The sequence below is a fragment of the Hydrogenophaga sedimenti genome (assembly GCF_051857515.1).
Lineage (GTDB): Bacteria > Pseudomonadota > Gammaproteobacteria > Burkholderiales > Burkholderiaceae_C > Hydrogenophaga.
The window spans coordinates 309,344-333,938 of record NZ_JBPZHA010000006.1 but is presented as its reverse complement, the minus strand read 5'-3'; the positions used below and the strand labels follow the sequence as shown (position 1 = coordinate 333,938).

The 24,595-nt window shown below is 67.7% G+C and carries 26 protein-coding genes and 1 riboswitch; of the genes, 12 read left to right on the top strand and 14 right to left on the bottom strand.

All coding sequences use genetic code 11. The features are described 5' to 3' along the window. Window positions 1–17: 17 nt before the first annotated feature. Window positions 18–1,271: an MFS transporter gene (locus ACS5NL_RS12760; RefSeq protein WP_439354196.1), complete on the bottom strand. Its 1,254-nt coding sequence runs from the start codon at window positions 1,269–1,271 to the stop codon at window positions 18–20. After that, on the bottom strand, window positions 1,268–2,080 hold the full coding sequence (locus ACS5NL_RS12755; protein WP_439354195.1) for an HAD-IIB family hydrolase: 813 nt from the start codon (window positions 2,078–2,080) through the stop codon (window positions 1,268–1,270). The genes ACS5NL_RS12760 and ACS5NL_RS12755 overlap by 4 nt, the downstream gene beginning before the upstream one ends. 57 nt (window positions 2,081–2,137) lie before the next feature. Beyond that, window positions 2,138–2,232, top strand: a riboswitch (S-adenosyl-L-homocysteine riboswitch). Between the two features lie 70 nt (window positions 2,233–2,302). Between ACS5NL_RS12755 and ahcY the strand changes: the two genes are divergently transcribed. Genes ahcY through ACS5NL_RS12730 form a run of 5 tightly spaced genes read left to right on the top strand, consistent with a single transcriptional unit; the run spans window position 2,303 to window position 7,114 of the window. Continuing rightward, window positions 2,303–3,739 carry an adenosylhomocysteinase gene (ahcY, locus tag ACS5NL_RS12750; RefSeq protein WP_439354194.1) on the top strand — a complete coding sequence of 479 codons (1,437 nt, stop codon included), beginning with the start codon at window positions 2,303–2,305 and terminating at the stop codon, window positions 3,737–3,739. Between the two features lie 6 nt (window positions 3,740–3,745). Next, entirely contained in the window at window positions 3,746–4,507 is a 762-nt protein-coding gene (locus ACS5NL_RS12745) for a TlyA family RNA methyltransferase (protein ID WP_439354193.1), read from the top strand. Further along, window positions 4,492–5,322 carry a methylenetetrahydrofolate reductase [NAD(P)H] gene (metF, locus tag ACS5NL_RS12740; protein ID WP_439354192.1) on the top strand — a complete coding sequence of 277 codons (831 nt, stop codon included), beginning with the start codon at window positions 4,492–4,494 and terminating at the stop codon, window positions 5,320–5,322. The genes ACS5NL_RS12745 and metF overlap by 16 nt, the downstream gene beginning before the upstream one ends. 32 nt (window positions 5,323–5,354) lie before the next feature. Further along, the gene (locus ACS5NL_RS12735; protein WP_439354191.1) at window positions 5,355–5,930 is read left to right on the top strand and encodes a septal ring lytic transglycosylase RlpA family protein; all 576 of its coding nucleotides are present in this window, start codon (window positions 5,355–5,357) and stop codon (window positions 5,928–5,930) included. A gap of 41 nt (window positions 5,931–5,971) precedes the next feature. Beyond that, complete coding sequence (locus ACS5NL_RS12730; RefSeq protein WP_439354190.1) at window positions 5,972–7,114, top strand: hypothetical protein; 1,143 nt, start codon at window positions 5,972–5,974, stop codon at window positions 7,112–7,114. Window positions 7,115–7,127: 13 nt separating this feature from the next. Here ACS5NL_RS12730 and ACS5NL_RS12725 read toward each other — a convergent pair whose 3' ends face one another. Genes ACS5NL_RS12725 through paaA form a run of 5 tightly spaced genes read right to left on the bottom strand, consistent with a single transcriptional unit; the run spans window position 7,128 to window position 10,933 of the window. Beyond that, a complete protein-coding gene (locus ACS5NL_RS12725; protein WP_439354189.1) occupies window positions 7,128–8,237 on the bottom strand; it encodes a 2Fe-2S iron-sulfur cluster-binding protein in 1,110 nt (369 codons plus the stop codon). 3 nt (window positions 8,238–8,240) lie between these two features. After that, window positions 8,241–8,765, bottom strand: coding sequence for a 1,2-phenylacetyl-CoA epoxidase subunit PaaD (gene paaD, locus ACS5NL_RS12720; protein ID WP_439354188.1), 525 nt, complete (start codon window positions 8,763–8,765; stop codon window positions 8,241–8,243). A 4-nt stretch (window positions 8,766–8,769) separates the two neighbouring features. Then, complete coding sequence (paaC, locus tag ACS5NL_RS12715) at window positions 8,770–9,612, bottom strand: 1,2-phenylacetyl-CoA epoxidase subunit PaaC (RefSeq protein WP_439354187.1); 843 nt, start codon at window positions 9,610–9,612, stop codon at window positions 8,770–8,772. Further along, window positions 9,612–9,914: a 1,2-phenylacetyl-CoA epoxidase subunit PaaB gene (gene paaB, locus ACS5NL_RS12710; protein ID WP_310566511.1), complete on the bottom strand. Its 303-nt coding sequence runs from the start codon at window positions 9,912–9,914 to the stop codon at window positions 9,612–9,614. Before paaB ends, paaC begins: the two co-directional genes overlap by 1 nt. Beyond that, a complete protein-coding gene (gene paaA / locus ACS5NL_RS12705) occupies window positions 9,911–10,933 on the bottom strand; it encodes a 1,2-phenylacetyl-CoA epoxidase subunit PaaA (RefSeq protein WP_439354186.1) in 1,023 nt (340 codons plus the stop codon). Before paaA ends, paaB begins: the two co-directional genes overlap by 4 nt. Window positions 10,934–11,090: 157 nt before the next feature. On the opposite strand from paaA, the gene ACS5NL_RS12700 reads away from it, so the two are divergent. Continuing rightward, a complete protein-coding gene (locus ACS5NL_RS12700) occupies window positions 11,091–11,636 on the top strand; it encodes a CAP domain-containing protein (RefSeq protein ID WP_439354185.1) in 546 nt (181 codons plus the stop codon). A 15-nt stretch (window positions 11,637–11,651) separates the two neighbouring features. Here ACS5NL_RS12700 and ACS5NL_RS12695 read toward each other — a convergent pair whose 3' ends face one another. Beyond that, window positions 11,652–12,566, bottom strand: a complete 915-nt coding sequence (locus tag ACS5NL_RS12695) for a 23S rRNA (adenine(2030)-N(6))-methyltransferase RlmJ (RefSeq protein ID WP_439354184.1) — start codon at window positions 12,564–12,566, stop codon at window positions 11,652–11,654. A gap of 193 nt (window positions 12,567–12,759) precedes the next feature. On the opposite strand from ACS5NL_RS12695, the gene rplM reads away from it, so the two are divergent. The 5 genes from rplM (at window position 12,760) to erpA (ending at window position 15,275) form a co-directional block, all read left to right on the top strand. Beyond that, on the top strand, window positions 12,760–13,191 hold the full coding sequence (gene rplM / locus ACS5NL_RS12690) for a 50S ribosomal protein L13 (RefSeq protein ID WP_411366065.1): 432 nt from the start codon (window positions 12,760–12,762) through the stop codon (window positions 13,189–13,191). A 12-nt stretch (window positions 13,192–13,203) separates the two neighbouring features. After that, a complete protein-coding gene (rpsI, locus tag ACS5NL_RS12685; protein ID WP_411366064.1) occupies window positions 13,204–13,596 on the top strand; it encodes a 30S ribosomal protein S9 in 393 nt (130 codons plus the stop codon). A gap of 93 nt (window positions 13,597–13,689) precedes the next feature. Next, window positions 13,690–14,397 (top strand): DUF6776 family protein, encoded by a 708-nt coding sequence (locus tag ACS5NL_RS12680; RefSeq protein WP_439354183.1) that lies wholly within the window; start codon window positions 13,690–13,692, stop codon window positions 14,395–14,397. Window positions 14,398–14,420: 23 nt separating this feature from the next. Beyond that, window positions 14,421–14,819: a bactofilin family protein gene (locus ACS5NL_RS12675; protein ID WP_439354182.1), complete on the top strand. Its 399-nt coding sequence runs from the start codon at window positions 14,421–14,423 to the stop codon at window positions 14,817–14,819. Between the two features lie 90 nt (window positions 14,820–14,909). Continuing rightward, complete coding sequence (erpA, locus tag ACS5NL_RS12670) at window positions 14,910–15,275, top strand: iron-sulfur cluster insertion protein ErpA (RefSeq protein WP_439354181.1); 366 nt, start codon at window positions 14,910–14,912, stop codon at window positions 15,273–15,275. A gap of 99 nt (window positions 15,276–15,374) precedes the next feature. Here erpA and ACS5NL_RS12665 read toward each other — a convergent pair whose 3' ends face one another. After that, window positions 15,375–16,739, bottom strand: coding sequence for a M23 family metallopeptidase (locus tag ACS5NL_RS12665; protein ID WP_439354180.1), 1,365 nt, complete (start codon window positions 16,737–16,739; stop codon window positions 15,375–15,377). A 147-nt stretch (window positions 16,740–16,886) separates the two neighbouring features. Between ACS5NL_RS12665 and tyrS the strand changes: the two genes are divergently transcribed. Beyond that, window positions 16,887–18,125: a tyrosine--tRNA ligase gene (gene tyrS / locus ACS5NL_RS12660; protein ID WP_439354179.1), complete on the top strand. Its 1,239-nt coding sequence runs from the start codon at window positions 16,887–16,889 to the stop codon at window positions 18,123–18,125. A gap of 302 nt (window positions 18,126–18,427) precedes the next feature. Here the strand turns inward: tyrS and ACS5NL_RS12655 are convergent, their stop codons facing one another. The 5 genes from ACS5NL_RS12655 to ACS5NL_RS12635 form a co-directional block, all read right to left on the bottom strand. Further along, window positions 18,428–19,099 carry an ankyrin repeat domain-containing protein gene (locus tag ACS5NL_RS12655; protein ID WP_439354213.1) on the bottom strand — a complete coding sequence of 224 codons (672 nt, stop codon included), beginning with the start codon at window positions 19,097–19,099 and terminating at the stop codon, window positions 18,428–18,430. 14 nt (window positions 19,100–19,113) lie between these two features. Continuing rightward, the gene (locus tag ACS5NL_RS12650; RefSeq protein ID WP_439354178.1) at window positions 19,114–19,605 is read right to left on the bottom strand and encodes a GlcG/HbpS family heme-binding protein; all 492 of its coding nucleotides are present in this window, start codon (window positions 19,603–19,605) and stop codon (window positions 19,114–19,116) included. A gap of 260 nt (window positions 19,606–19,865) precedes the next feature. Beyond that, window positions 19,866–20,492 carry a response regulator transcription factor gene (locus ACS5NL_RS12645; RefSeq protein WP_439354177.1) on the bottom strand — a complete coding sequence of 209 codons (627 nt, stop codon included), beginning with the start codon at window positions 20,490–20,492 and terminating at the stop codon, window positions 19,866–19,868. Continuing rightward, window positions 20,489–21,967 carry a sensor histidine kinase gene (locus tag ACS5NL_RS12640; RefSeq protein ID WP_439354176.1) on the bottom strand — a complete coding sequence of 493 codons (1,479 nt, stop codon included), beginning with the start codon at window positions 21,965–21,967 and terminating at the stop codon, window positions 20,489–20,491. The genes ACS5NL_RS12645 and ACS5NL_RS12640 overlap by 4 nt, the downstream gene beginning before the upstream one ends. Before the next feature lie 131 nt (window positions 21,968–22,098). After that, the gene (locus ACS5NL_RS12635; RefSeq protein WP_439354175.1) at window positions 22,099–24,579 is read right to left on the bottom strand and encodes a glycogen/starch/alpha-glucan phosphorylase; all 2,481 of its coding nucleotides are present in this window, start codon (window positions 24,577–24,579) and stop codon (window positions 22,099–22,101) included. Between the last annotated feature and the right edge of the window lie 16 nt (window positions 24,580–24,595).

Sequence of the window (24,595 nt, the reverse complement as noted above, 5' to 3'; positions counted from 1 at the left end):
GGCGCGGGCGCCATCAATCAGCGCCCGTCGCCGCGCGCCGCGCGCAAGGCACGTTGTTCGTGCCGCAACAGCCACCAGCCCGGCCCGGCCACGGCCAGCAACAGCGTGGGGAACCCGACCACCGGCGCCCAGTCCAGCATGGCCGCGCCCAGGGCCGGCGCCAGCGTGCCGCCCAGGGTGTACGACAACACCAGCACGGCCGTGCTGTTGACCAGGGTGATGCCCTGTTCGCGCGAGCCGATGTCGATCATGGCCAGGGTGTAGAGGCTGCCGCCCGCACCGCCCCAGACGAAGGCCACGGCCGCAGCCAGCCAGGGCGCGCCGGCCACGAAGGGGATCAGCACCGTGGCGGCCAGCGTGACCAGCGCACAGGCGTGCAGGATCACCACCCGCGCGCCATGCGCACCACCGAAGCGGGGCTGCTGGGCCAGCCGGTCGGCCGCCAGGCCGGCGGGCAGCATCATCAGCGCGCTGCCCAGACCGCTGGCCGAGACCAGCAGGGCGGCGGCCGTCGCCCCCATGCCCAGGGCCAGGCCGTACAGCGGCAGGATGGAGGTGAGGCCGCTTTCAAAAAAGCCGCCGACGAAGCCCACGGTCATGATCAGCGGGTGCGCGCGCAGCGCGTGCCACACGCCGTGCAGGCCGACGCGGGCCTCGTGCGCATCGGCCGCCGCCGGCAGGCGCGGAATGCCCAGGCTGCCCAGCAAACCCAGCACAAGGAAGCCCATCACCAGCCAGAGCGCGGCCGGGCTCGTCGGCCCCACCAGCGCCAGCAGGGCCGGGCCGACCACGAAGGTGGTGCCGACCATGGTCTCGAACAGACCCACCAGGCGCCCGCGCTGCTGCGGCGGCGCGAATTCGGCCACCACCGCCTCGGCCAGCACCCAGCGCAGCCCCGAGGCCGCCCCCGCGATGAACTCGCAGGCGAACCACACCGGCAGCGCGTCGGTCAGCAGAAAGCCGGTGGTCGAGACCACCGGCACCGCGGCCGACAGCCACAGCGTGGGACGCCGGCCCAGCCGTTGCGTCACGGCCGAGGCGAACGGCGTGATGAGGAACACCCCCACCCAGCCCACGGCCGCGAACAGTCCGGCCAGCGAGGTGGACACACCGTCGCCCTTGAGCCGCAACAGCAGCAGGGGCATGAGCATGAAGTAACCCACCAGCTCGAAGAAGGTGGCGCCGAAGATGGCCCAGAGGCCGCGCCGCGCCAGGGCTGGCGCTGGGGTGGTGTGGCCGGTGTGCGGCGGGGGCTGCAACGGGCCGCTCATGCCGGTGTCTCCGCCCGCTGCGCCGCCAGCACGGCCCGGACCACTTCGGCAAACCCCGCGCCGCGTGCGCCTTGTGTCACATAACGCGGCCGCTGCACCAGCTGGTCCCAGAAGCGCATCACGTTGGCCACGCCCACGCTGTGGGGGAAGTGCCCGAACATCGTGGCGTCGTTGGTCGAGTCGCCCACATAGACCCAGCGCTCGCGCTCGGCGTCCAGGTCGCGCTGCAGGTGTTCGCGCACGATCCAGCGCGCGCCCTCTTGCTTGTCGTGCGAACCGATCCAGCCGTTGATGTGGATGGAGCTGACGGTGGCGTTCAGCCCGCCGTCGCGCATGAGCTGCACCACGCGGGCGATGTCGGCTTCCTGGAGATGCGCGAATTCGCTGTGGTCGATGGCGATGTCGGTCTCGCGGCCGGCGCTGTCCTGCGACAGGCGGGCCTGCGGCAGTTCGGTCAGCACACGCTGCGCCACGGCCTGCAGCTGCGCGAAGTTCCGGCGGCGCGTGTCGGCGTCCTGCAGGTGCGCCTTCTGCAGCGCGCCGTCGGCGCCGCGCCAGAGCGCGACCGCACCGTTCTCGGCCACGATGGCGTTGACTGGCCAGGCGAGCGCGAAGGGCTCGCTCCAGCCTGCGGGGCGCCCGGTGATGGCGAACACCGGCAGGCCTGCCGCGCGCAGTGCGTGCAGCGCACCGAGGGCGTCCGGCGTGATCGCGCCATCGGTGGTCAGCGTGTCGTCGATGTCGGTCAGCACCCCATGCAGACGGGCGCGGTCGGCCTGCGGCCAATCGGAAAGGGAGAAGTGAGGCATAAAGGTTGCGCAGTTTCGCAGATGCCCCAAAACCACGTCCTGCGATAGAATCGTGGCCTTTCCGAGGAGCGTTGCAGCGCCCCCACCGGTTCCCCGAACCGGCCGCGGAGCGTGAGGCTCGGAACCCATCTTCGCAACGACGCTCATCCACTGAACGAGTGAGGTGAGCCTGCATCCCCTTCCGTCAGTGGTTCTCAAAACTTTGCTTTTGGAGCACACCACATGAACGCACGCATTCCCGCCGCCGTCCACGCCGACTGCGTCATCACCGACATCGGTCTGGCCGACTGGGGCCGCAAAGAAATCAAGATCGCCGAGACCGAAATGCCCGGCCTGATGGCGATCCGCGAAGAGTTCGCGGCCAAGCAACCCCTCAAGGGCGCGCGCATCACCGGCTCGCTGCACATGACCATCCAGACGGCCGTGCTGATCGAGACCCTGCAGGCGCTGGGCGCACAGGTGCGCTGGGCCTCGTGCAACATCTTCTCGACGCAGGACCACGCCGCGGCCGCCATTGCCGCTGCTGGCACGCCGGTGTTCGCCGTCAAGGGCGAAACCCTGGTCGACTACTGGGATTACACGCACCGCATCTTCGACTTCGGCGCCAAGGGCACCGAGGGCGAAGGCCCGAACATGATCCTGGACGACGGCGGCGATGCCACGCTGCTGATGCACCTGGGCAAGCAGGCCGAGAAGGACCAGAGCGTGCTGGCCAACCCGGGCAGCGACGAAGAGCGCATCCTGTTCGCCGCCATCAAGGCCAAGCTGGCCGAAGACAGCACCTGGTACAGCCGCAAGAGCGCGCAGATCATGGGCGTGACCGAAGAGACCACCACGGGCGTGCACCGCCTCAAGGAAATGTCGGCCAAGGGCACGCTGATGTTCCGCGCCATCAACGTCAACGACTCGGTCACCAAGTCCAAGTTCGACAACCTCTACGGCTGCCGCGAATCGCTGGTGGACGGCATCAAGCGCGCCACCGACGTGATGATCGCCGGCAAGGTCGCCTGCGTGGCCGGCTACGGCGACGTGGGCAAGGGCTCGGCCCAGGCCCTGCGCGCCCTGAGCGCACAGGTGTGGGTGACCGAGATCGACCCGATCAACGCCCTGCAGGCCGCGATGGAAGGCTACAAGGTCGTCACGATGGAATACGCCGCCTCGCAGGCCGACATCTTCGTGACCACCACTGGCAACCGCGACGTGATCACGTATGAGCACATGGCCGCCATGAAGGACCAGGCCATCGTCTGCAACATCGGCCACTTCGACAACGAGATCCAGGTCGCCAAGCTGGAAGCGAATTGCAAGTGGGAAGAGATCAAGCCCCAGGTCGATCACGTGATCTTCCCGGACGGCAAGAAGATCATCCTGCTGGCCAAGGGCCGCCTGGTGAATCTGGGCTGCGGCACCGGCCACCCCAGCTTCGTGATGTCCTCGTCGTTCGCCAACCAGACCATCGCGCAGATCGAGCTGTTCTGCCACCCCGAAGGCTACGACGTGGGCAAGGTCTATGTGCTGCCCAAGCACCTGGACGAGAAGGTCGCCCGCCTGCACCTGAAGAAGGTCGGCGCCATGCTGACCGAGCTGAGCGACGAGCAGGCCGCGTACATCGGCGTGCCGAAGAACGGCCCGTACAAGCCCGACACCTACCGCTATTGATCGCCGATGCGCGCTGACCAGTTGCTCGTCGAGCGAGGGTTGGCCGCGTCGCGCTCGCAGGCGCAGCGTCTGATCGCTGCGGGGGTGCGCTGGCGGCTGGCGGGCGGCGACTGGAAGGCCGTGGCCAAGAACGGCGAGGAGTTGCGCGAGACGGTGGAACTGCAGCTGCAGGACACGGCCGAGTCGCGCTTCGTCTCGCGCGGTGGCCTCAAGCTGGACGGCGCGCTCGCGCATTGCGGCCTCGACGTGACCGGCTGGCGCTGCCTCGACGTGGGGCAGAGCAGCGGTGGCTTCACCGACTGCCTGCTGCAACGGGGTGCCGCGCAGGTCGTGGGCGTGGACGTGGGCCAGGGCCAGTTGCACCCGCAGCTGCGCAGCGACCCGCGTGTGGTCTGCATCGAGAAATGCAACGCGCGCGAACTGACGGCGCAGCAGCTGGTGGAGGCGGGGGGCGATGCCGCGGCCGCTCCGTTCGACCTGATCGTCGGCGACCTGTCGTTCATCTCGCAGACCCTGGTGTGGCCGGCCATCGTGCCGCTGCTCAAACCGGCCGGCCACCTGCTGATGCTGGTCAAGCCGCAGTTTGAACTGCAGCCCGGACACATCGGCAAAGGCGGTCTGGTGAAAGACACCACGAGTTACGCGCTCGTGCAGCAACGCATCGCGCAGGCCTGTGTCGACAACAGCCTGCGGCTGCGGGACTATGTTGAAAGTGCCATCACCGGTGGTGATGGCAACCGGGAGTTTTTCGTATGGGCCTGCCCCTGAGTTTTGAATTCTTTCCGCCCAAGACACCCGAGGGTGCCGAGAAGCTGCGCGTGGTGCGCCAGAAGCTGTACGCGGCGAAGCCCGAGTTCTGCTCGGTGACCTATGGCGCCGGCGGCTCGACGCAGCAAGGCACCTTCGACACCGTGAAGGAAATCCTCGCCGAAGGCGTGGACGCGGCTTCGCACTTCTCGTGCATCGGTGCCACCAAGGCCAGCGTGCGCGAGCAGCTGGCCATGCTCAAGGCCATGGGCGTCAAGCGCCTGGTGGCGCTGCGCGGCGACCTGCCCAGCGGTTACGGCATGGGGGGCGAGTTCCAGTACGCCAGCGACCTGGTGGCCTTCATCCGCGAAGAGACCGGGCGCGACTTCCACATCGAGGTGGCGGCCTACCCCGAGGTGCACCCGCAGGCCAAGTCGCCCGAGGCCGACCTGAAGGCCTACGCCACCAAGGTGAAGGCCGGCGCCGACTCGGCCATCACGCAGTACTTCTACAGCGCCGACGCGTATTGCCGTTTCGTGGACGACGCGCGCAAGCTCGGCGCCGACGTGCCGGTGGTGCCGGGCATCATGCCCATCACCAGCTCGTCGCAGCTGCTGCGCTTCTCGGACGCCTGCGGGGCCGAGGTGCCGCGCTGGGTGCGCCTGCGTCTGCAGGGCTATGGCGACGACATCGAGTCCATCAAGGCCTTTGGCCTGGACGTGGTGACCGAACTGTGTGACCGATTGCGCAAGGCTGGTGCGCCCTCGCTGCACTTCTACACGATGAACCAGAGCGTGGCGACGCTGGAGATCGTGAATCGGCTCCAGCTGGGTTAAGGTCCGGGCGGTCACGTTTCAGGGAGTCTGAGTTGAACCACACCGCCCGCCACCTTGCCCTGGTGGCGCTGCTGGCCGGACTGGCCGGATGCGCCGCTGTGCCGGCTCCATTGGCCTCTTCGGCCGAGCCCGCGGGCAAGACCCGCGGGGCGTCCGCCGCCGCCGTGCCGATGCCCGCACCGCGCGAGACCGCGCGCAACGACGCGAACGCCAAGGCCGGCGAGCCCGCAGCGGCAGGCTCCAGCGTTCCCGAGGCTCCGGCGACGGCAGGCAAGCCGGCCGATGCGAGCAGCACCCCGTCCACCAGCGACGATCCCGCCCTGGTCGATCGCGGCCTGGCGTCGTGGTACGGCCGGAAGTTCCATGGCCGGCGCACCGCCAGTGGCGAGCGCTACGACATGCATGCCTTGACGGCCGCGCACAAGACCCTGCCGTTTGGCACCAAGGTGCGCGTGCGCAGCGTCGCCACCGGCAAGGAAGTCGTGGTGCGCATCAACGACCGGGGGCCTTACCGGCACCAGCGCATCATCGATCTGAGCCAGGCGGCCATCGCGTCACTCGGCCTGAAGAACCGCGGAGTGACCACGGTGGAGTTGTGGCGGGAATGACCTGCCAAGGTCGACAGTCTGTTGCATTCGAGGAGGTTCGCATGATTCGCTGCGTGAAGTTGGTGTCGGCCCTGGTACTGGTCGGGGGACTGTTGGTGGCTTGTGGTGGGTCGAAAGACCCGGCGCAGACGTCTGGCGCGACCGCAGTACCGTCGTCTGCCACCAGCGCGCAGGCGCTGGCCGTGCAGCAGGTGGGCGCGAACCTGAACGCGCAGGAGCTCCAGCGGTTGGCGAGCAAGTCCACAACAACGCAGGTCGCAGAGCCGCCGCCCTGGTTTTCCAGCTATTCGGTGGTGTTCCGTGTCTACAACCCGCGCACACGCGGGTACTTTTTCACCAACAGTCGCGCGGAGCTGGACCAGTTGGTGTTTGCGCAGCCGGATGTGAAGAGCGAAGGCCCGGCCTTTGTCGTCTTGAACGATCCGAATGCACGCCCCGTGTACCGGTTCTACGATGCACAGCGGGGGGTGCACTTCTACACGATCAGCGAAGCCGAGCGGGCCCATGTCGTGGCCAACCTACCCCGCTTCAGCTACGAAGGGATCGCTTTCATGGCGCATGCGGTGCCCGGTGCCGGATATGTGCCGCTGTACCGGTTTTTCTCCGTCCGGGACGGGGTGCATTTCTACACCGCCAGCCCGGTGGAGGCTGCCGCCGTCCGGGCGCAGTCCACCTACCTGGATGAGGGCATTGCCTTTTATGTGATGCCCGAGCCCGGACTGATGCAGATCGCGGATGCCGGTCTGGCCTGGATCAGCGAGCAGGACAGCCCGCCCCTGTCTCCGGCAGAAGTTCTGGACCCGGTGTCGTTCCGGGGGACGGGCTTCGCGTTCGGATCTGCGTCGCACACGCCCGCCAGACAGCACCTGCTGATCCGGGATGCGCAGGGCTGGCAGTCGTTCCTGGACAGCACGGCCGGCGACATGACCCTGATCGATCCGGTCCCCGCAGTGGACTTCAGCACCCAACAGATCCTGGCGCTGAACCTGGCCAACACCAGCGGCTGCGGTGGTGACCGGATGCTGCAGACGCTCCGGTCCGGCAGTGTGGTTCAAGTTGTGGTCGAGAACTTCGTTCCGGCGCCAGACGTCATGTGCACGGCCATCTACCAGCCTTTGCCGCAGTTCCTGGTCATTCCCCGGACCGAGACCGTGCAGGTGACTCGCCTGAGTTTGGCGTTTTGATCGGTTGCGCGGCTCAGCGCTCGTCGTAGCTGACCACCAGCCTGTCGGTGGTCGGTCGGGCCTGGCAGCTCAGCACGAAGCCCTTCTCGGTTTCCCAGGGCTCGAGCGTGAAGTTCTTGTCCATGGTCACTGCGCCTTCCATCACCTTGGCGCGGCAGGTGCAGCAGACGCCGCCCCGGCACGACCAGGGCAGGTCCAGCCCGGCGTTGAGCGCCACATCCAGCACCTTCTCGTCCTTGCCCATGCGCAGCTGGTGCGGCTTGCCGTCCACCACCACGGTCAGCGCGACTTCGCCGTCGGTGCGCACGGCCGGGTGGCCGAGCACGGCGGACTGGCGCTGGTCGGCCGGCAGGGCTTCCAGCGTCGGTGAGGTGAAGCGTTCGGTGTGCACGCGGTCCGGGCGCACGCCGGCGTCCAGCAGCGCCTTCTCGGTGGCTTCGATCATGGCCTCCGGGCCGCAGACGAAGACCTCGTCCATGCTGCCCACCGGCAGCAGCGCGCCGATGATCTCGCGCACCTTGTCGCCATCGATGCGGCCTTCGAGCAGCGGCACTTCCTGCGCCTGGCGCGAGAGCACGTGGATCAGCGTGAGGCGTCCCGGGTACCTGTCCTTGAGGTCCTGCAGCGCCTCGTTGAACATCACGCTGGCCATGCGGCGGTTGCCGTAGACCAGGGTGAACTTGGCGTCGGGCGACTCTTCCAGCGTGCTGGTCATGATCGACAGGATGGGCGTGATGCCCGAGCCGGCCGCGAAGCCGACACGGTGCAGCGCGCGCGGCTTGTGGATGGTGAAGCGTCCGTCGGGCGGCATCGCGCGCAAGGTGTCGCCGGCCTTGAGCTGGCTGGCGGCCCAGTTGGAGAACACGCCGCCTTCGACCGGCCGGATGCCCAGCGTCACTTCGCCGTGTTTCGCCAGCCGGCTGCGCGCGCTGCTGATCGAGTAGCTGCGGCGCACGTCCTGGCCGCCGATGTCGGCGCGCAGGGTGAGGAACTGACCGGGTTCGAAGGCAAAGGCCTCGCGCAGCGGCTCGGGAATCGACAGGGAGATGGCGACGGCGCCGGCCGCCTCGGGGCTGACGCGGCAGACGGTGAGGTCGTGGAAGCGGGGGGCGGCGGTGCTCATGGTTCAGTACGGCTTGAAGTAGTCGAAGGGTTCCTGGCAGTCCAGGCATTTGTAGAGCGCCTTGCAGGCGGTCGAGCCGAACGGCGATGTCGCGGTGGTGTTGTGTGAGCCGCATTGCGGGCAGGGCACGTCCACGGCTTTCGCTGCATGGCGGCTGAACTGGAGCACGCCGGTGTTCGTGCCCGTTGTGCTGCCGCATTGCGGCGGTGCGATGCCATAGGCGCGCAGCTTCTCTCGCGCAGCCTCGCTCATCCAGTCGGTGGTCCAGGCGGGCGAGAGCTGCGTGACCACGCGGCCGGGCAGGCCGGCGTCGCGCAGCGCGGCGACGATGTCGTCCTCGATCTGGCCCATGGCGGGGCAGCCGCTGTAGGTCGGCGTGATGACCACCTCGGGCACACCGTCGGCGCCTTCGCGCACGCCGCGCAGGATGCCCAGCTCGCCCAGGCTGACCACCGGAATCTCCGGGTCGGCCAGGTGGGCGATGGCCTGGGTCACGGCTTGCAGCGGCGACACGGCGGTCATGCCCATGGGGTCACCAGACGGCGGTCGGGTGGGCGCGCGCCAGGCTCTGCATCTCGGCCAGCAGGAAACCCAGGTGCTCGGAATGCAGACCCACGTGGCCCTGCGCCACATAACCCTGGTGCGGCTGGTCATGGCGCGTCAGCGTGGCCTCGGCCAGCGTCTCGTTGACCAGCGCATTCCAGTGGTCGCGCAGCGCGGTGATGTCGACGCCGGTGCCGTCGCGGGCAGCGGCCTGCTCGGCCGGGGCGGGTTGCCAGAAGGCTTCGCAGTAGGGCAGCAGGTGGTCGATGGCGGCCTGCGCGCGGCGGTGCGATTCGTCGGTGCCGTCGCCCATGCGCACCAGCCAGTCGCTGGCGTGCTGCAGGTGGTAGCGCACCTCCTTGAGCGACTTGGCCGCGATGCCGGCCAGCTGGGCGTCGCTCGACGACTGCAGCCGGTCCCAGACCAGCACCATGAGCGCGCTGACCAGGAAGTTGCGGGCGATGGTCACGGCGTAGTCGCGCTCGCTCACCGCATAGCCCACCAGCGGGCCGTGGTGCGGCAGTTCCGCGATGGTGTGGTTGCGGAACTCGGCGGTGTCGCGGAAATAGGCGAGGGTGTCCTCGGCGACACGCCCGTCCTGCCGCGCGCCCTGCAGGTGCGCGAAGCGCTGCGCCAGGGCGCCGTCGCTGTTGATGCGGTCGGCGGCGTGCTGGTAGAGCAGCCGTGCCTGGCCGATCAGGTCCAGGCTGTTGTTGGCCAGCGCCAGGTCTTCTTCGAGAATCGGGCCATGCCCGCACCACTCGGCGTTGCGCTGGCCCAGCACCAGGGCGTTGTCGGCCAGATGGAGGATGTAGTCAACCGGTGCCTTCATCACATGTGCCCCACTTTGTCGGGGATCTCGTAGAAGGTCGGGTGGCGGTAGACCTTGTCGGCCGCCGGGTCGAAGAAGCTGTCCTTGCTGTCGGGCTCGCTGGCGGTGATGGCGGTGGAGGGCACGACCCAGATGCTCACGCCTTCCTGGCGCCGCGTGTAGACGTCGCGCGCCATCTGCAGCGCGTGGCGCGCGTCGCTCGCGTGCAGGCTGCCACAGTGCTTGTGCTCCAGGCCTTGCTTGCTGCGCACGAAGACTTCCCACAGGGGCCATTCTTTCAGTGCGGGTGCGGTCGTGCTCATGCGGCCTCCTTCTGTTGACGTTGCTGCTGTTTGGCGGCGTGGGCGAGGGCGGCTTCGCGCACCCAGGCCCCTTGTTCGTGCGCCTTGACGCGGGTGGCCAGGCGCTCCTTGTTCATCGGGCCGTTCCCGTTGACCGTGGCCCAGAACTCGTCCCAGTCGATGGCGCCGTAGTCGTGGTGACCGCGCGCCTCGTTCCACTTCAGGTCGGGGTCAGGCAAGGTCACGCCCAGCACCTCCGCCTGCGGCACGGTGGCGTCGATGAACTTCTGGCGCAGGTCGTCGTTGCTGATGCGCTTGATGCCCCAGCGCATGCCCTGCACGCTGTTCGGGCTGTCGGCGTCGGGCGGGCCGAACATGGCCAGGCACTTCCACCAGTAGCGGTTGACCGCGTCCTGCACCATGGCTTTCTGCTCGGCCGTGCCCTGCATCATCACCAGCAGCGCCTCGTAGCCCTGGCGCTGGTGGAAGCTCTCTTCCTTGCAGACGCGGATCATGGCGCGGGCATACGGTCCGTAGCTGCAGCGGCACAGCGGGATCTGGTTCATGATCGCCGCGCCGTCCACCAGCCAGCCGATCACGCCGACGTCGGCCCAGTTGAGCGTCGGGTAGTTGAAGATCGAGCTGTACTTGGCCTTGCCGCTGTGCAGGCTGTCGAGCATCTGGTCGCGGCTGGTGCCGAGCGTCTCGGCGGCGCTGTAGAGGTAGAGCCCGTGGCCGCCTTCGTCCTGCACCTTGGCGATCAGGATCGCCTTGCGCTTGAGGCTGGGCGCGCGGCTGATCCAGTTGCCCTCGGGCAGCATGCCCACGATCTCGCTGTGCGCGTGCTGGCTGATCTGCCGCACCAGGGTCTTGCGGTAGGCCTCGGGCATCCAGTCGCGCGGTTCGACCTTGCCGTCGGCGTCGATGACGGTGTCGAAATGCGCCTGCAGCGCGGCGTCTTCGCCGCGGATCGGCGTCGCGGCCGGCTTGGGACCGTCCTTGGTCTCGCCGTCGGCGACGGAAAAAGATTGGGTGTACATGCGCGTCTCCAAAACCCGGTGTGGCCGGGTGGATGCGCAGTATAGGGAATTAACCGACCGACCGGTTGGTTAATTCGGGAATCCCTCATCAGGGTTTCTACCGGTCGAAGAAACAGATGCTCACAGACGGGCGCGGCGTGCCACCTACAGTCGGGGCATGTTGCTGAGGTCCACCGTCGCTTTCATGGTGCCGTGCCACGTGGCCCGGGCGCTGGCCTGGCTCGCGGTGCCCGGTCTGACGGCCTGGGCGACCGCGGTGTGGGCGGCACCTCCCGTGGTCTGCGATGCCGGGTCGGTGGCGGAGCTGCTGGCCGCTGTCAACGCGGCGCGCGCCCAGCCCCGCCTGTGTGGCGGCACGCCCATGGCTGCCGCGCCGCCACTGGGCTGGAGCGTGCTGCTGGAGGGTGTCGCGCGGCGCCATTCGGCCGACATGGCCACGCGCAACTTCTTTTCGCACCTGGGCAGCGACGGCCGCGAGGTGGGGCAGCGGGTGCAGGCGGCCGGGACCGGCTGGAGCGCCGCCGCCGAGAACATCGCCGGAGGGCCATCCTCGGTCGACGAAGTGATGGCGGACTGGATCAACAGTCCTGGCCATTGCGCCAACATCATGGGGCCCGCCTTCCGGCTGGTGGGCGTGGCCTGTGTGGCACAGCCCGGCAGTCGCTACGGCCGCTACTGGACCATGGTGCTGACCCGGCCCTGAGCCGGGACTGGAGTCTCAGGCGCCGCCGGTTTCCAGCGTCTGCAACTTGCCGCGGCCGCGGCCCAGCACCTTGAGCATCAACGGCAGGGCCGCCTGCAATTCCGTCTTGAGCGTGTGCGGCGGGTTGACCACGAACATGCCGCTGGCGGTCAGGCCGGGGCGTTCGCCGGGCTCCAGGTCCTTCTGGCCGATGTTCAGCGTGGCGTGCAGCCAGGGCCGCTTGGCCTGGTTGCACAGCGTCTTGAGGCGGCGCGGCAGGTCGTGCGCCTCGGGGCGCGGAATGATCGGGTACCAGACCAGGTAGGTGCCGGTCGGAAAGCGCTTGATACCTTCCTGTATGCAGGCACTCACTTTGGCGTAGTCGCTCTTGATCTCGTAGCTCGGGTCGATCAGCACCAGGGCTCGCTTGGACCCGGTCGACGAAGGCGGCGGGGGCAGCAGGGGCTTGAGACCTTCAAAACCGTCCTGCAGGGCGACCGCGATCTGGCGCCCGGCTTCGAGCTGGGCGATGTTGGCGCTCAGGGTGCGGCTGTCGGTCGGGTGCAGTTCGAACAGCTTGAGCCGGTCGCGCGATTCGGTGCGCATCAGCGACTGCATCACGAACGGCGAGCCGGGATAGACCCGCAGGCTGCCGTCGGCGTTGAAGCCGGCGATCAGGTCCAGGTAGTCGTCCAGCGCCGGCGTCGAGACAGGGGCTGTTCCCTGGGCCGGACGCAAGGCGCCCATGAGCTTGACGATGCCATCGACCGCTTCGCCACCCTTTTCGGCGTAGTCGCCGTCCAGCCGGTACAGGCCCGCGCCGGCGTGGGTGTCGACCAGCGTGATCGACGGCTCCTTGAGCATCAGGTGGCGCAGCGTGGCGATGAGCGTGGTGTGCTTGAGCACGTCGGCGTGGTTGCCGGCGTGGAAGGCGTGGCGGTAACTGAACATGCCGGGATGGTAGCGCCCGAACACCCCTGCCGGTAGAAACTTGCCAGCCCATGGCCGAATTTCGTACAATGGAGGGCTTCGCAGCGATTTTGTGGTCCCGCGGCGGAGCATCTACTCCCACCTAAGAGTCTTCCGACAGAGAAGAACCGACCGTGGAAAAGGACCCGCCAAACCAAACTCGCAAGAGAAACTCATGACCAAAACGTTCAGCGCCAAACCCGCTGACGTGAAGCACGAGTGGTTTGTGATTGACGCAACCGACAAGGTTCTCGGACGGGTCGCCAGTGAAGTGGCCCTCCGTCTGCGCGGCAAGCACAAGGCCATCTACACGCCTCACGTCGATACCGGTGACTTCATCGTCATCATCAACGCATCCAAGATCCGCGTGACCGGTACCAAGTCCACCGACAAGGTGTACTACCGTCACTCCGGTTATCCGGGCGGCATCTACGCCACCAACTTCCGCGACATGCAGGCCAAGCACCCCGGCCGCGCGCTCGAGAAGGCCGTCAAGGGCATGCTGCCCAAGGGGCCTCTGGGTTACGCCATGATCAAGAAGCTCAAGGTGTACGGCGGCGCCGAGCACCCGCACACCGCCCAACAGCCGCAAGTGCTGGACATCTAAAGGAGCCTTGAGATGATTGGTGAATGGAACAATGGCACCGGCCGTCGCAAATCCAGCGTCGCCCGTGTGTTTCTGAAAAAAGGCACCGGCAAGATCACGGTCAATGGCAAGGACATCCAAGCCTACTTTGGCCGCGAGACTTCCATCATGATCGCCAAGCAGCCCCTGCTGCTGACGAACCATGCCGAGACCTTCGACATCCAGGTGAACGTGCACGGTGGCGGTGAATCCGGCCAGGCCGGCGCCGTCCGCCACGGCATCACCCGCGCCCTGATCGACTACGACGCGACCCTGAAGTCGGGTCTGTCGCAAGCCGGTTACGTGACCCGCGACGCCCGCGAAGTCGAACGTAAAAAGGTCGGTCTGCGTTCCGCACGCCGCGCCAAGCAGTTCAGCAAGCGTTAATTCGCTGGTCACTGCCGCAAAAACCGCCTTCAGGCTTGTCTTGGGGCGGTTTTTGTTTTCTGTGGGCCTTCACTTGCGAAGAGGAAACGTCCGATGAGGTTGCGCCTGCTGCGCCGAAGACTGACCGTCAGCGCCCCGCGCATGGCGATCCGCAGCCACACGCCCTGGCCGCTGCGCTGGTTGCTGGCCGCGGTCGTGCTGGGCTTTTCCGGCGCGCTGGCGCTGTGGGCCTTCGAGTTCGGCAAGGACATCGCAGGCCTGGACCGCAATGCCAAGCAGGAGCTGGACACCTTGCGCAGCGAGGTGCAGCAGCTGCGCGCAGACCTGGGCCGGGCACAGTCGATCGCCAACACTTCCGAGAGCCTCTTGACGGCGGAGAAGGCCGCGCAGGAGCAGCTGTCGCTGCAAATCAAGCAATTGCAGACCGACAACCAGACCCTGCGCACCGACCTGGGCTTTTTCGAGCGCCTGATTCCGGGCTCCGGCAGCGATGCCTTGAGCATCCGCGGGTTGCAGGTGGAGAAGGTCGGCGAAGCGCAGCTGAAGTGGCAGGTGCTGATGATCCAGGCCGAGAAGAATGCGCCCGAATTCAAGGGCCAGCTGGAGGTCAGCTTCACCGGCACGCTCGATGGCAAACCGTGGACGGCGCTGCAGTCGCCGGCGCCCCAGCCGGTGCTCATCAAGGGCTACCTGCGGCAGGAGGGGCTGGTGGACGTGCCCGCACAGGCCGTGGTAAAAACCGTGACCGCCAAGATTCTCCAGGGTGGGGCCGTGAAGGTCCTGCACACCATCAAACTCTGACCGCCGTCGTTGCAGGAGCCTCCATGTTCAACAAGAAAAAGCAGCCCCCCATCAAGAGCCTGATCGCCCAGGGCACCCGCATCGACGGCAACGTGGTGTTCCACGACGGCCTGCGCGTGGACGGCGATGTGGTCGGTGACATCCGGGCCAGCGAAGAACAGTCGAGCATCCTGGTGATCAGCGAGACCGCCAGCGTGACCGGCCAGATCCACGCCGACCACGTGATCATCAACGGCACCGTCAAGGGACCGGTGCTCGCGTTTGACCTGCTGGAACTGCAGCCCAAGGCGCGCATCGAAGGCGATGTGTCGTACAAGGCGCTGGAAATGCACCAGGGCGCCACCATCTCCGGTCAGCTCAAGCCCATGACCGGTGGTGCCGAAGACAAACCCACACTGAAACTGGCGGCAAACAACGCCTGAGCACAATCCCGAGTGATTTGCTATAGCATTCGGGCATTGCCCGTGTAAGCCGTCTTGCACGCTGTCCGAACCGCCGTTACGAGGAACACCATGAGCGCCGTTGCCGAAAACATCCAGACCGAAATGCCCGCCCCGCTGGTCTTCACCGACAGCGCTGCCGCCAAGGTGGCCGAACTGGTGGCCGAAGAGGGCAATCCTGACCTGAAGCTGCGCGTGTTCGTGCAGGGCGGCGGCTGCTCCGGCTTCCAGTACGGGTTCACCTTCGACGAGGTGGTCAACGAAGACGACACGCAGATGACCAAGAATGGTGTGTCGCTGCTGATCGATGCCATGAGCTACCAGTATCTGGTCGGCGCCGAGATCGACTACAAGGAAGATCTCGAAGGTGCCCAGTTCGTGATCAAGAACCCCAACGCCTCGACCACCTGCGGCTGCGGTTCGAGCTTCAGCGTCTGAACCCAGGCGTTGACCGCGGTTGACGCGGAAACAAAAAAAGGAGCGCCAGGCGCTCCTTTTTTGTTGGCTGCACGCGGCGCAGCCTCCTGCAACGGCGGCTTATTCGGCCTTGGCTTGCTGCACGGTGGCGGCGGCGTCGAGCTGCTGGCGCATGGCCTTGGCCACGGCATCGAAGCGGGCGCGGGCGGCCGGGCTGACCGGGATGTTTTCACCGTGGCGGGCCACTTCCAGCGGATCGAGCGGCTCGCCCTTGATCCGGAATTCGAAGTGCAGGTGCGGGCCCGTCGACGAGCCGGTGGTGCCGACGGCGCCGATGAATTCGCCTTGCGCCACCTTCTGTCCGGTGTGGACATCGATGCGGCTGAGGTGGGCGAACTTGGTCAGCTGGTTGTCCTTGTGCTGGATCTCGATGATGTTGCCGTAGCCGTTTTGCCAGCCCGCAAAGCGGACCACGCCATCGCCAATGGTGCGCACGGGCGTGCCGCTCGGCGCGGCATAGTCCACGCCCAGGTGGGCCTTCTGCTGCCCGGAGATAGGATGGAAGCGCATGCCGTAGCCGCTGCTCACGCGCGAGAATTCCAGCGGCGAGGCCAGGAACGACTTGCGGGAACTGGAGCCGTCGAAACCGTAGAAGGCACCCTTGAGTCCGGGCTCCTCGAACCACACGGCCTGGTGTTCGTGGCCGTTGTTGACGAACTCGGCGCTGAGCACACGGCCTGCGCGCATCGGCTCGCCATCGGCTTCCAGGCTTTCGTAGACCACGGCAAAACGGTCGCCTTCGCGCAGATCGCGGCGGAAGTCGATGTCGCCGGAGAACATTTCCGCCAGTTGCACCGCAACGGCATCGGGCAGGTCGGCGGCGTCGGTGGCGGCAAACAGGGAGGAGCGGATCACGCCGCTGGCCAGGCGCGGCGTGACGGTCAGCTCGGCCGATTCGATGCGCGACTGCAGGCCCTGGGCACCGCGTTCGATCACGAGGCGCTGGAACAGGCGGCCGTCGTCGGGCAGCCAGCGCGCGCTCAGCTTGAGCAGCTGTTGCTGTGCATCGGCTTCGACCGTCACCAGCTTGCCGGAGCGGCCTTCGAACAGCTGGCGCACCGTGGCGTCGTTGCGCATCAGAGCCTGGGCTTCGGTGTCGCGCACGCCCAGGCGTTGCAGCAGGCTTTGCGGAGTGTCGTCGCGGCGGATGGTGTCGCTGCGGTACAGGGTCATGCCGGTGCCCAGCGGCAGGCCGGCGTCGGTCAGCGGGGCGATCGACAACTCTTCGACCACCTGTTGCACGGGCAGCAGGGCGGCGTCGGGGGCGAGCGGGGCGATGCCGAAGGCGGTGACACCGGTGCCCAGCAGCAGCGCACCCACGCCGGCCATCACGCGGCGCGGATGGCGGGCGAGGCTTTCAAGCAGTGAGCGACCGGACGACCGGGCCAGGGTGGGCAGAGGATTCTGGCGGGAAGAAAACTTCAAAATCGGATTCCGAGCCTGCGAGGCGTTGGATGCGGCGCCCGCGAGCGCCTGCAGTGGTGGGCAGGAGGGCGGCCCACTAGAATCCGGGGCTCACCAAACTCAAAAGTATAGCCCCACAGGGGGGCTGGCGTCTCTGAAAAAACCCTTATGAATCACAGCGATACCGATGTTTCAGGTGTGTCTCCGACGGACGGTGTGCGTGAGGCGCTGGCTGTCACGCTGCGGGGCTGCGATGAGCTGATTCCGCAAGACGACTGGGTCAAAAAGCTCACGAAATCGGAGCAGACCGGTGTTCCGCTGCGGATCAAGCTGGGCCTGGACCCGACCGCGCCGGACATCCACATCGGCCACACGGTGGTGCTCAACAAGATGCGCCAGCTGCAGGACCTGGGCCACCAGGTGATTTTCCTGATCGGCGACTTCACCAGTCTGATTGGCGACCCCTCGGGCCGCAACAGCACCCGCCCGCCGCTCACGCCCGAGCAGATCAAGGCCAACGCCGAGACCTACTACAAGCAGGCCAGCCTGGTGCTGGACCCCGCAAAAACAGAGATCCGCTACAACAGTGAGTGGTCGCTACCGCTGGGCTCGATGGGCATGATCCAGCTGGCTGCCAAGTACACGGTGGCGCGCATGATGGAGCGCAACGACTTCCACGACCGTTTCAAGGCCGGCACGCCGATCAGCGTGCACGAGTTCCTCTACCCGCTGATGCAGGGCTACGACTCGGTGGCGCTGAAAAGCGACCTGGAGCTGGGCGGGACCGATCAGAAGTTCAACCTGCTGATGGGGCGCCACCTGCAGCAGGAGTACGGGCAGGAGCCGCAGTGCATCCTGACCATGCCGCTGCTGGAGGGCCTGGACGGCGTCGAGAAGATGTCCAAGTCCAAGAACAACTACATCGGCATCACCGAAGAGCCCAACACCATGTTCGCCAAGGTGCTGTCGATCTCGGACACGCTGATGTGGCGCTGGTTCACCTTGCTGTCCTTCAAGTCGATGGCCGAGATCGAGGCGCTGAAGAAGGAAGTGGAGGGCGGCCGCAACCCCAAGGACGCGAAGGTGATGCTGGCCAAGGAGATCACGGCCCGCTTCCACAGCGCGGCGGCGGCCGATGCGGCCGAACAGGATTTCATCAACCGCAGCAAAGGCGGTGTGCCGGACGAGATTCCGGAGGTGTCTTTGTCGGGCGCGCCGATGGGCGTGGCGGCGCTGCTGAACGCGGCCGGGCTGGTGGCCTCCAACGGCGAGGGCAACCGGCTGATCGACGGCGGTGGTGTGCGGATCGATTCTTCGGTGGTCAGCGACAAGGGCTTGAAGCTGGGCGCCGGTGTGTATGTCGTGCAGGTGGGCAAGCGGAAGTTTGCTCGCGTGACTTTGGCCTGATTTTCACGCCTGCTGGTGTGCGGGACCGGGGCGACAGCGCGCTCTGTTCCGTTCGTGTCCCCCGGACCGGCTGAGCCGGTCCTCCTCCTTTACCTCACTGCACAGAACGCGCTGTCACCCCGATTCGAGCTGATGTGGGCGATCCACTTTGGGATCGCCCGTTCTTGTTCGGTTGGAAGGGCTGGGGTGGCTGACGCAGCGAAGTAAAGGAGGAGGGGCCGCGCCGCGGCCCCGGGGGACATGAGCGGAGTCGGCCACCCCAGCCCTTCCAACCATGGAGGAAGCGCAGGAGCGAGCGAGGCTCACCGAGCCCCAGCCTTCTCCAGCAAAGCAACCATGGCCGTGAACCCACGGGCTTTGGCCAAGGCAAGAGGCGCCTGACCACTGCGGTCCGCCAACTGCAGATTCGCCCCCGCATCGATCAGCGCCTTCAGCGTCGCCTGGTGCCGCGCACCCCCATCGCCCAGCACGATCGACTCGATCACCGCCGTCCAGTGCAGGTTGTTCACATGGTCCAGCGGCGCGCCGGCGGCGATCAATTGCCGCACCACACCGTCGTGCCCCAGGTGCGCCGCCGCGATCAGGGCCGTGCCGTCGTAGCGGCTGGTCACCTGCTTCGCACTCGCGCCGAGCTGCAACAAGACCTTCAGCGTCTCCTCGTCGTCCGCGACCGCTGCAATCGTGACCCCGTCGTAGCGGTCGTTCTCCAGCAGGTTCAGGTCGGCGCCGGCCTTGGCCAGCGCCCGGATCACCTCCCGCTGACGGGCGAACGCCGCCACGTGCAGCGGCGTGCGACCGTAGCCGTCGGTGGCGTTCAGTGCCGCTCCAGAGGCCACGAGCCGCTGGACCTTGGCGACGTCGCCCTTGTGCGCCGCCATGTGCAGGCCGGTGTAGGCCGCGGCCTCGGCCGCGCTGGGCGCGACCTGGGCCTGGGCGGTGACACCGCCGAACGCCAGCGACAGGGCCAGCGCCATGACCCGGAGCGTGTTCACTTCAGCAGGTCCGCGACCTTGGCAATGCCGGCGTTCGCGCACTGCTCGTCCAGGTGGCCGCCGGGCGCACCGCCCACGCCGACCGCGCCGATCACTTCGTTGCCGACCTTGACCGGCACACCGCCACCCAGGATCAGGAAGCCGGGGATGTCGACCAGCGTCGCGGCACCGGGGTTCTTCTGCACGTTCTCCAGCATCGCGCTGGTCGGGGCCTTGGCCGAGGCCGAGGTGAAGGCCTTGCCTTGTGCGGCACCCACGGTGTGCGGGCCGGCGTTGTCGGCGCGTTGCAGGGCGCGCAGGGTGCCGGCGCGGTCGACCACGGCGGCGGTCACGTTGTAGTTGCTGGCGCTGCAGGCGGCGACGGTGGCGGCGGCGATCTGGTTCGCCAGTTCGAGCGACATGTTCTTTTCGGTGCGCACGGCCTGGGCGCTGGCGGCGCTGGCGATCAGGGACAGGGCGATGGCAGAGGCGGAAACGATGGCTTTCATGGGGTTCTCCTTCGGTGTTGGCGGTTCGATCAACCGTGGGAGAACTGTAGGAATTCGCGCCCTTTCGCACCATTCGGAGGGCTACGCGCGGGGCTCCGTAGAACTACGGAGCAGTGGCCGCAGGCATGCCCATGTTCACCGCGCCGGAGCGTGATCCGCGACACATGAAGCAGGCCGTCCGGAGGCACCGCCGGGCCGGCTTTGCCGGACGGCCAGTGCCGCCCCCCTGGGGGGTGACGCGCGGCGGCGCGGGGGGGACTTCAGCCGGCGTCGTGTTCGTCGACCAGCGCCGCGTAGCGCCGGATCAGCTGCGCCAGCGACTCGGCCTGCAGCTTGGCGAACAGGTTGGCGCGGTGGGTCTCGACGGTGCGCGGCGAGAGGTCGAGCGCGCGGCCGATCTCCTTGTTGGTCAGGCCCGCCACGATCAGTCCCAGCACCTCGCGTTCGCGCTCGGACAGCTGCGCATGGCGCTCGCGCGCTTCGCGGTCGGCCTGGTGGCGCTCGCGCGAGCGCACGTGCTGGCGCACCGCGTTCTGCAGCGCCTCGATCAGCAGCTCGTCGTTGACCGGTTTTTCCAGGAACTCGGCCGCGCCGGCCTTGAAGGCGCGGCGGCACATGTCCACCGTGCCGTGGCCAGTGAGCATGATCACCGGCTGGTCCACGCCTTGGGCGACCAGGGTGTCGAGCACGGTCAGGCCGCTGATGCCGGGCATGCGGACGTCCAGCACGATGGCACCGATGGCCTCGCGGTCGAAGCCGCTCAGGAAGGCCTGTGGCTCGGCCCAGGCGGTCACGCGCAGGCCCACGGTGCCGATCAGCAATGCGAGGCTTTCGCGCACGGCCGCGTCGTCGTCGATCAGGTGGATGGTGGGCGAGAGGCTGGTCATGCGGCGTCTTTCAAGGGCAGGCGCAGCGTGAACACCGCGCCGCCGTCGGGCCGGTTGGCGGCGGTGAGCGAGCCGCCCATGCCTTGCGCCAGCGTTTCGCACAGCGGCAGACCCAGGCCCAGGCCGCCTTCGCGGGTGGAGAAGAAGGGCTCGAACAGGCGTGGCAGCGCTTCGGACGCGATGCCGGGGCCGCGGTCGGCGACGGCCAGCTCGCCCTGAGCGCCGGTGCTGCCGACCGACAGCGTCAGGGCGCGCCGCGAGGGCTCCACCGCTTCCATGGCCTGCAGCGCGTTCATCAGCAGGTTGTGCACGATCTGGTCCACCGCCACCGGATCGGCGCTGACCGGCACCGCTTCCGGCGCCTGCAGTGTGGGCACCACGTCGCGACGGCGGCATTCGGGTTCGAGCAGATGCAATGCACGTTCCAGCGCTGCGGCCAGGTCCACCTCGCCGTCGCCGGCCCCCGTCTGCCGGGGGCGCTCGACCGCCGAACGCAGGCGGCCCACCACGTCGGCGGCGCGGCGCGCCTGCGCGGCGGCCTGGGCCATGGCCTGGCGCGCGGTGTCCAGCTCGGGCGGCTCGTCGGCCAGCAGGCGCTGCGCGGCCTGCGTGTTGGCCAGCACGGCGGTCAGCGGCTGGTTGAGTTCGTGCGCCATGCCCGCGGCGAGCTCGCCCAGCGTGTTCAGGCGCGCGACCTGGCCCAGGCGCAGCAGTTCTTCGGCGCGGCGCCGGGCGGTGCGCTGGCGCTGCCATTGCGCCAGCAGGGCCAGCACGCTGGCCACCACGGCGACCCAGCCCAGCATCCGTCCCCAGGGCAGTTGCGACCAGCCCATGCGCTGGCGGGCCACCACGTCAAACGGCTGGCTCGCGGCCGCGAGGTGCTTGTGGAATTCGAACCGCCAGCCGCCAGCGGCCGACAGCGCGGCGGTGTCGCCGGGTTGCAGTTCGAACTGCTGGCCCTCGTGCTCCAGCCGCACCTGCACCGGGCTGGTGCCGGGCTTCATCGGCCATTCGCTCCAGGGGACCATGCCCTTGAGGTCGATGGTCAGCGCGTAGGACGCGGGCTCGGCCGCCAGCACCAGCCGGTAGCGGCCGGACGCCAGGTCCAGGCCGGCCAGCGCGGCACGGCGGCCCTGCTTCGATCGCGTTTCGGCCTCGGTCAGCGCGGCCTCGGGCCAGGCGGCACCGCGGTCGCGCCGCTGCACCGCGAGGATGTGGGGATAGAGCGCGGGCAGGCGCTGCTCCGGCGGCGTGGCGCCGGCGCTGTCCGGTCCGGGCTGCAGCAGGGCGAGCGTGTCGAGGATGGCGTCGTGCTGCACCGTCTGCTGGCTCAGCAGGCGGTGCACGATGCGGGCGTCGGTCTCGAACAGCGCGCGCTGCTCGTCGATGGACTGGCGGGCGAGCAGGATGGCACCCGCCAGCGAGACCACCGCCCCGCCGACCCACCACCACAGACCCGACCGCGTGTTGCGCATGCGGCGGATTCTGTCACGCGACCCGCGCAGTGGCGGAGCGTGGGGGCTCAAGCGGGCCAGCCGCCGGGCCGCCCCAAGGCTGGTCCAGCCCCCTCGGGGGGCAGCGACCCGCGCAGCGGCGGAGCGTGGGGCTACTGGAACAGCGGCTTCACGTTCCAGATGTCGTCGGCGTATTCGCGGATCGTGCGGTCCGACGAGAACGCGCCCATGCCGGCGACGTTCAGGATCGCCTGCCGCGCCCACTCGCTGGGGCGGCGGTAGAGGTCGTCGACCTTCTGTTGCGTGGCGATGTAGTCGGCGTAGTCGGCCAGCAGCAGGTAGTAGTCCGACTCCAGCAGCGTGCGCGTGATGTCGTGGAAGCGGTTGGGCTGCTCGGGGCTGAAGGCGCCTTCGGCGATCCGGTCGATCGCGGTCTTGAGGTCGTAGTTGTGGTCGTAGTAGCGGCGCGGGTTGTAGCCGCTGGCGCGCAGGGCCGCGACCTGTTCGGTGCGGTTGCCGAAGATGAAGATGTTGTCCAGCCCGACGTTCTCGGCGATCTCGATGTTGGCGCCGTCCCAGGTGCCGATGGTCAGCGCGCCGTTGAGCGCGAACTTCATGTTGCCGGTGCCCGAGGCTTCGGTGCCGGCGGTCGAGATCTGCTCGGACAGGTCGGCCGCCGGAATGATCACCTCGGCCAGCGAGACGCGGTAGTTCGGCAGGAACACCACCTTGAGCTTGTCGCCGATGCGCTTGTCGTTGTTGACGGTGCGCGCGACGTCGTTGATCAGCTTGATCACCAGCTTGGCCATGTAGTAGGCCGAGGCCGCCTTGCCGCCGAAGATCACGGTGCGCGGCACCCAGTTGTGGTTGGGGCGGGCGAGGATCTGCTGGTAGCGCGTGACCACGTGCAGCACGTTGAGCAGCTGGCGCTTGTATTCGTGCATGCGCTTGATCTGCACGTCGAACAGGCTGTCGGTGTTGACGACGATGCCGGTCTCTTTGGCGATGCGCTCGGCCAGGCGCTTCTTGTTCTGCGTCTTGGCCAGGCGGAAGGCGCTCTGGAACTCGGCGTCCTCGGCCAGCGGGCGCAATGCGCTGAGTTCGTCGAGGTGGCGGCGCCAGGTGGTGCCGATGCGGGCATCGATCAGCGCCGACAGCGGCCGGTTGGCCTGCGAGAGCCAGCGGCGCGGCGTGATGCCGTTGGTCTTGTTGTTGAAGCGCTCGGGCCACAGGCGCGCGAAGTCGGCAAAGATGGTCTCGACCATAAGGTTGCTGTGCAGGGCCGAGACGCCGTTGATCTTGTGGCTGGCCAGCACCGAGAGGTAGGCCATGCGCACGCGGCGCTGGCCGTGTTCGTCGATCAGCGAGATGCGGCGCAGCAGGTCGTTTTCATTGGGGAAGCGGTCGTGCACCTCGGCCAGGAAACGGGCGTTGAGGTCGTAGACGATGCGCAGGTGGCGCGGCAGCAGCCGTCCCATCATCTCCACCGGCCAGGTCTCCAGCGCCTCGCTCATCAGCGTGTGGTTGGTGTAGCTGAAGATGCGCTGGCACAGGCTCCAGGCGGCGTCCCATTCCAGGTGGTGTTCGTCCACCAGCAGGCGCATCAGCTCGGGCACGGCCAGCGCCGGGTGGGTGTCGTTGAGGTGGATCGCGACCTTGTCGGCCAGCTGGTCGAAGCTGCCGTGGCTCTTGAGGTAGCGCCGCAGGATGTCCTGCAGCGAGGCGCTGACGAAGAAGTACTCCTGGCGCAGGCGCAGTTCCTTGCCGTGTTCGGTCGAGTCGTCGGGATAGAGCACGCGGGAGACGTTCTCGGACTCGTTCTTGGCCTCCACGGCACGCATGTAGTCGCCCTTGTTGAAGGCGTCGAGGTTGATGCCGCTGGTGGCGCGCGCGGTCCACAGGCGCAGCGTGGAGACGCTGCTGAGTTCGTGGCCGGGCACGCCGCTGTCGTAGGCGGTGGCGATCACGTCGTCGGTGTCGACCCAGCGCACATGCTCGCCTTCCTGCACCAGCCGGCCGCCGAACTGCACCGGGTAGCTGAACTCGGGGCGCATGAATTCCCAGGGGTTGCCGTTGACCAGCCAGTAGTCGGGCTCCTCGACCTGGCGGCCGTCGACGATCTTCTGCGCAAACATGCCGAAGTCGTAGCGGATGCCGTAGCCCATGCCGGGCAGGCCGACCGTGGCCATCGAGTCCAGGAAACAGGCCGCCAGGCGCCCGAGGCCGCCGTTGCCCAGGCCGGCGTCGGTCTCCAGGTCGATCAGCGCGTCGAAGTCGGCGCCGAGCTGGGTGCAGGCCTCTTTCGCGTCGTCGTAGATGCCGACCGCCAGCAGGGCGTTGGTCAGTGCGCGGCCGGTCAGGAACTCCATCGACAGGTAGTACACGCGCTTGGCGTCGCTGTCCTGCGAGACCGCCAGGGTCTCGCGCCAGCGGTGCATGGTGCGGTCGCGCACCGCGTGGAACAGGGCGAACAGCCAGTCGCGGCGGGTGGCCGAGCGCAGGTCCTTGCCGACGGCGTAGACGAGGCGGTTGGCGATCGACTTGCGCAGCGCGGCGACGCTGTTTTCCAGGTGGTCGTACTCAAACGGTGCGGTGGCGGTGCCCACGGTGGGCGTCAGGGGGGTGTTGGGCATGTGGGGGCGGGAAAAG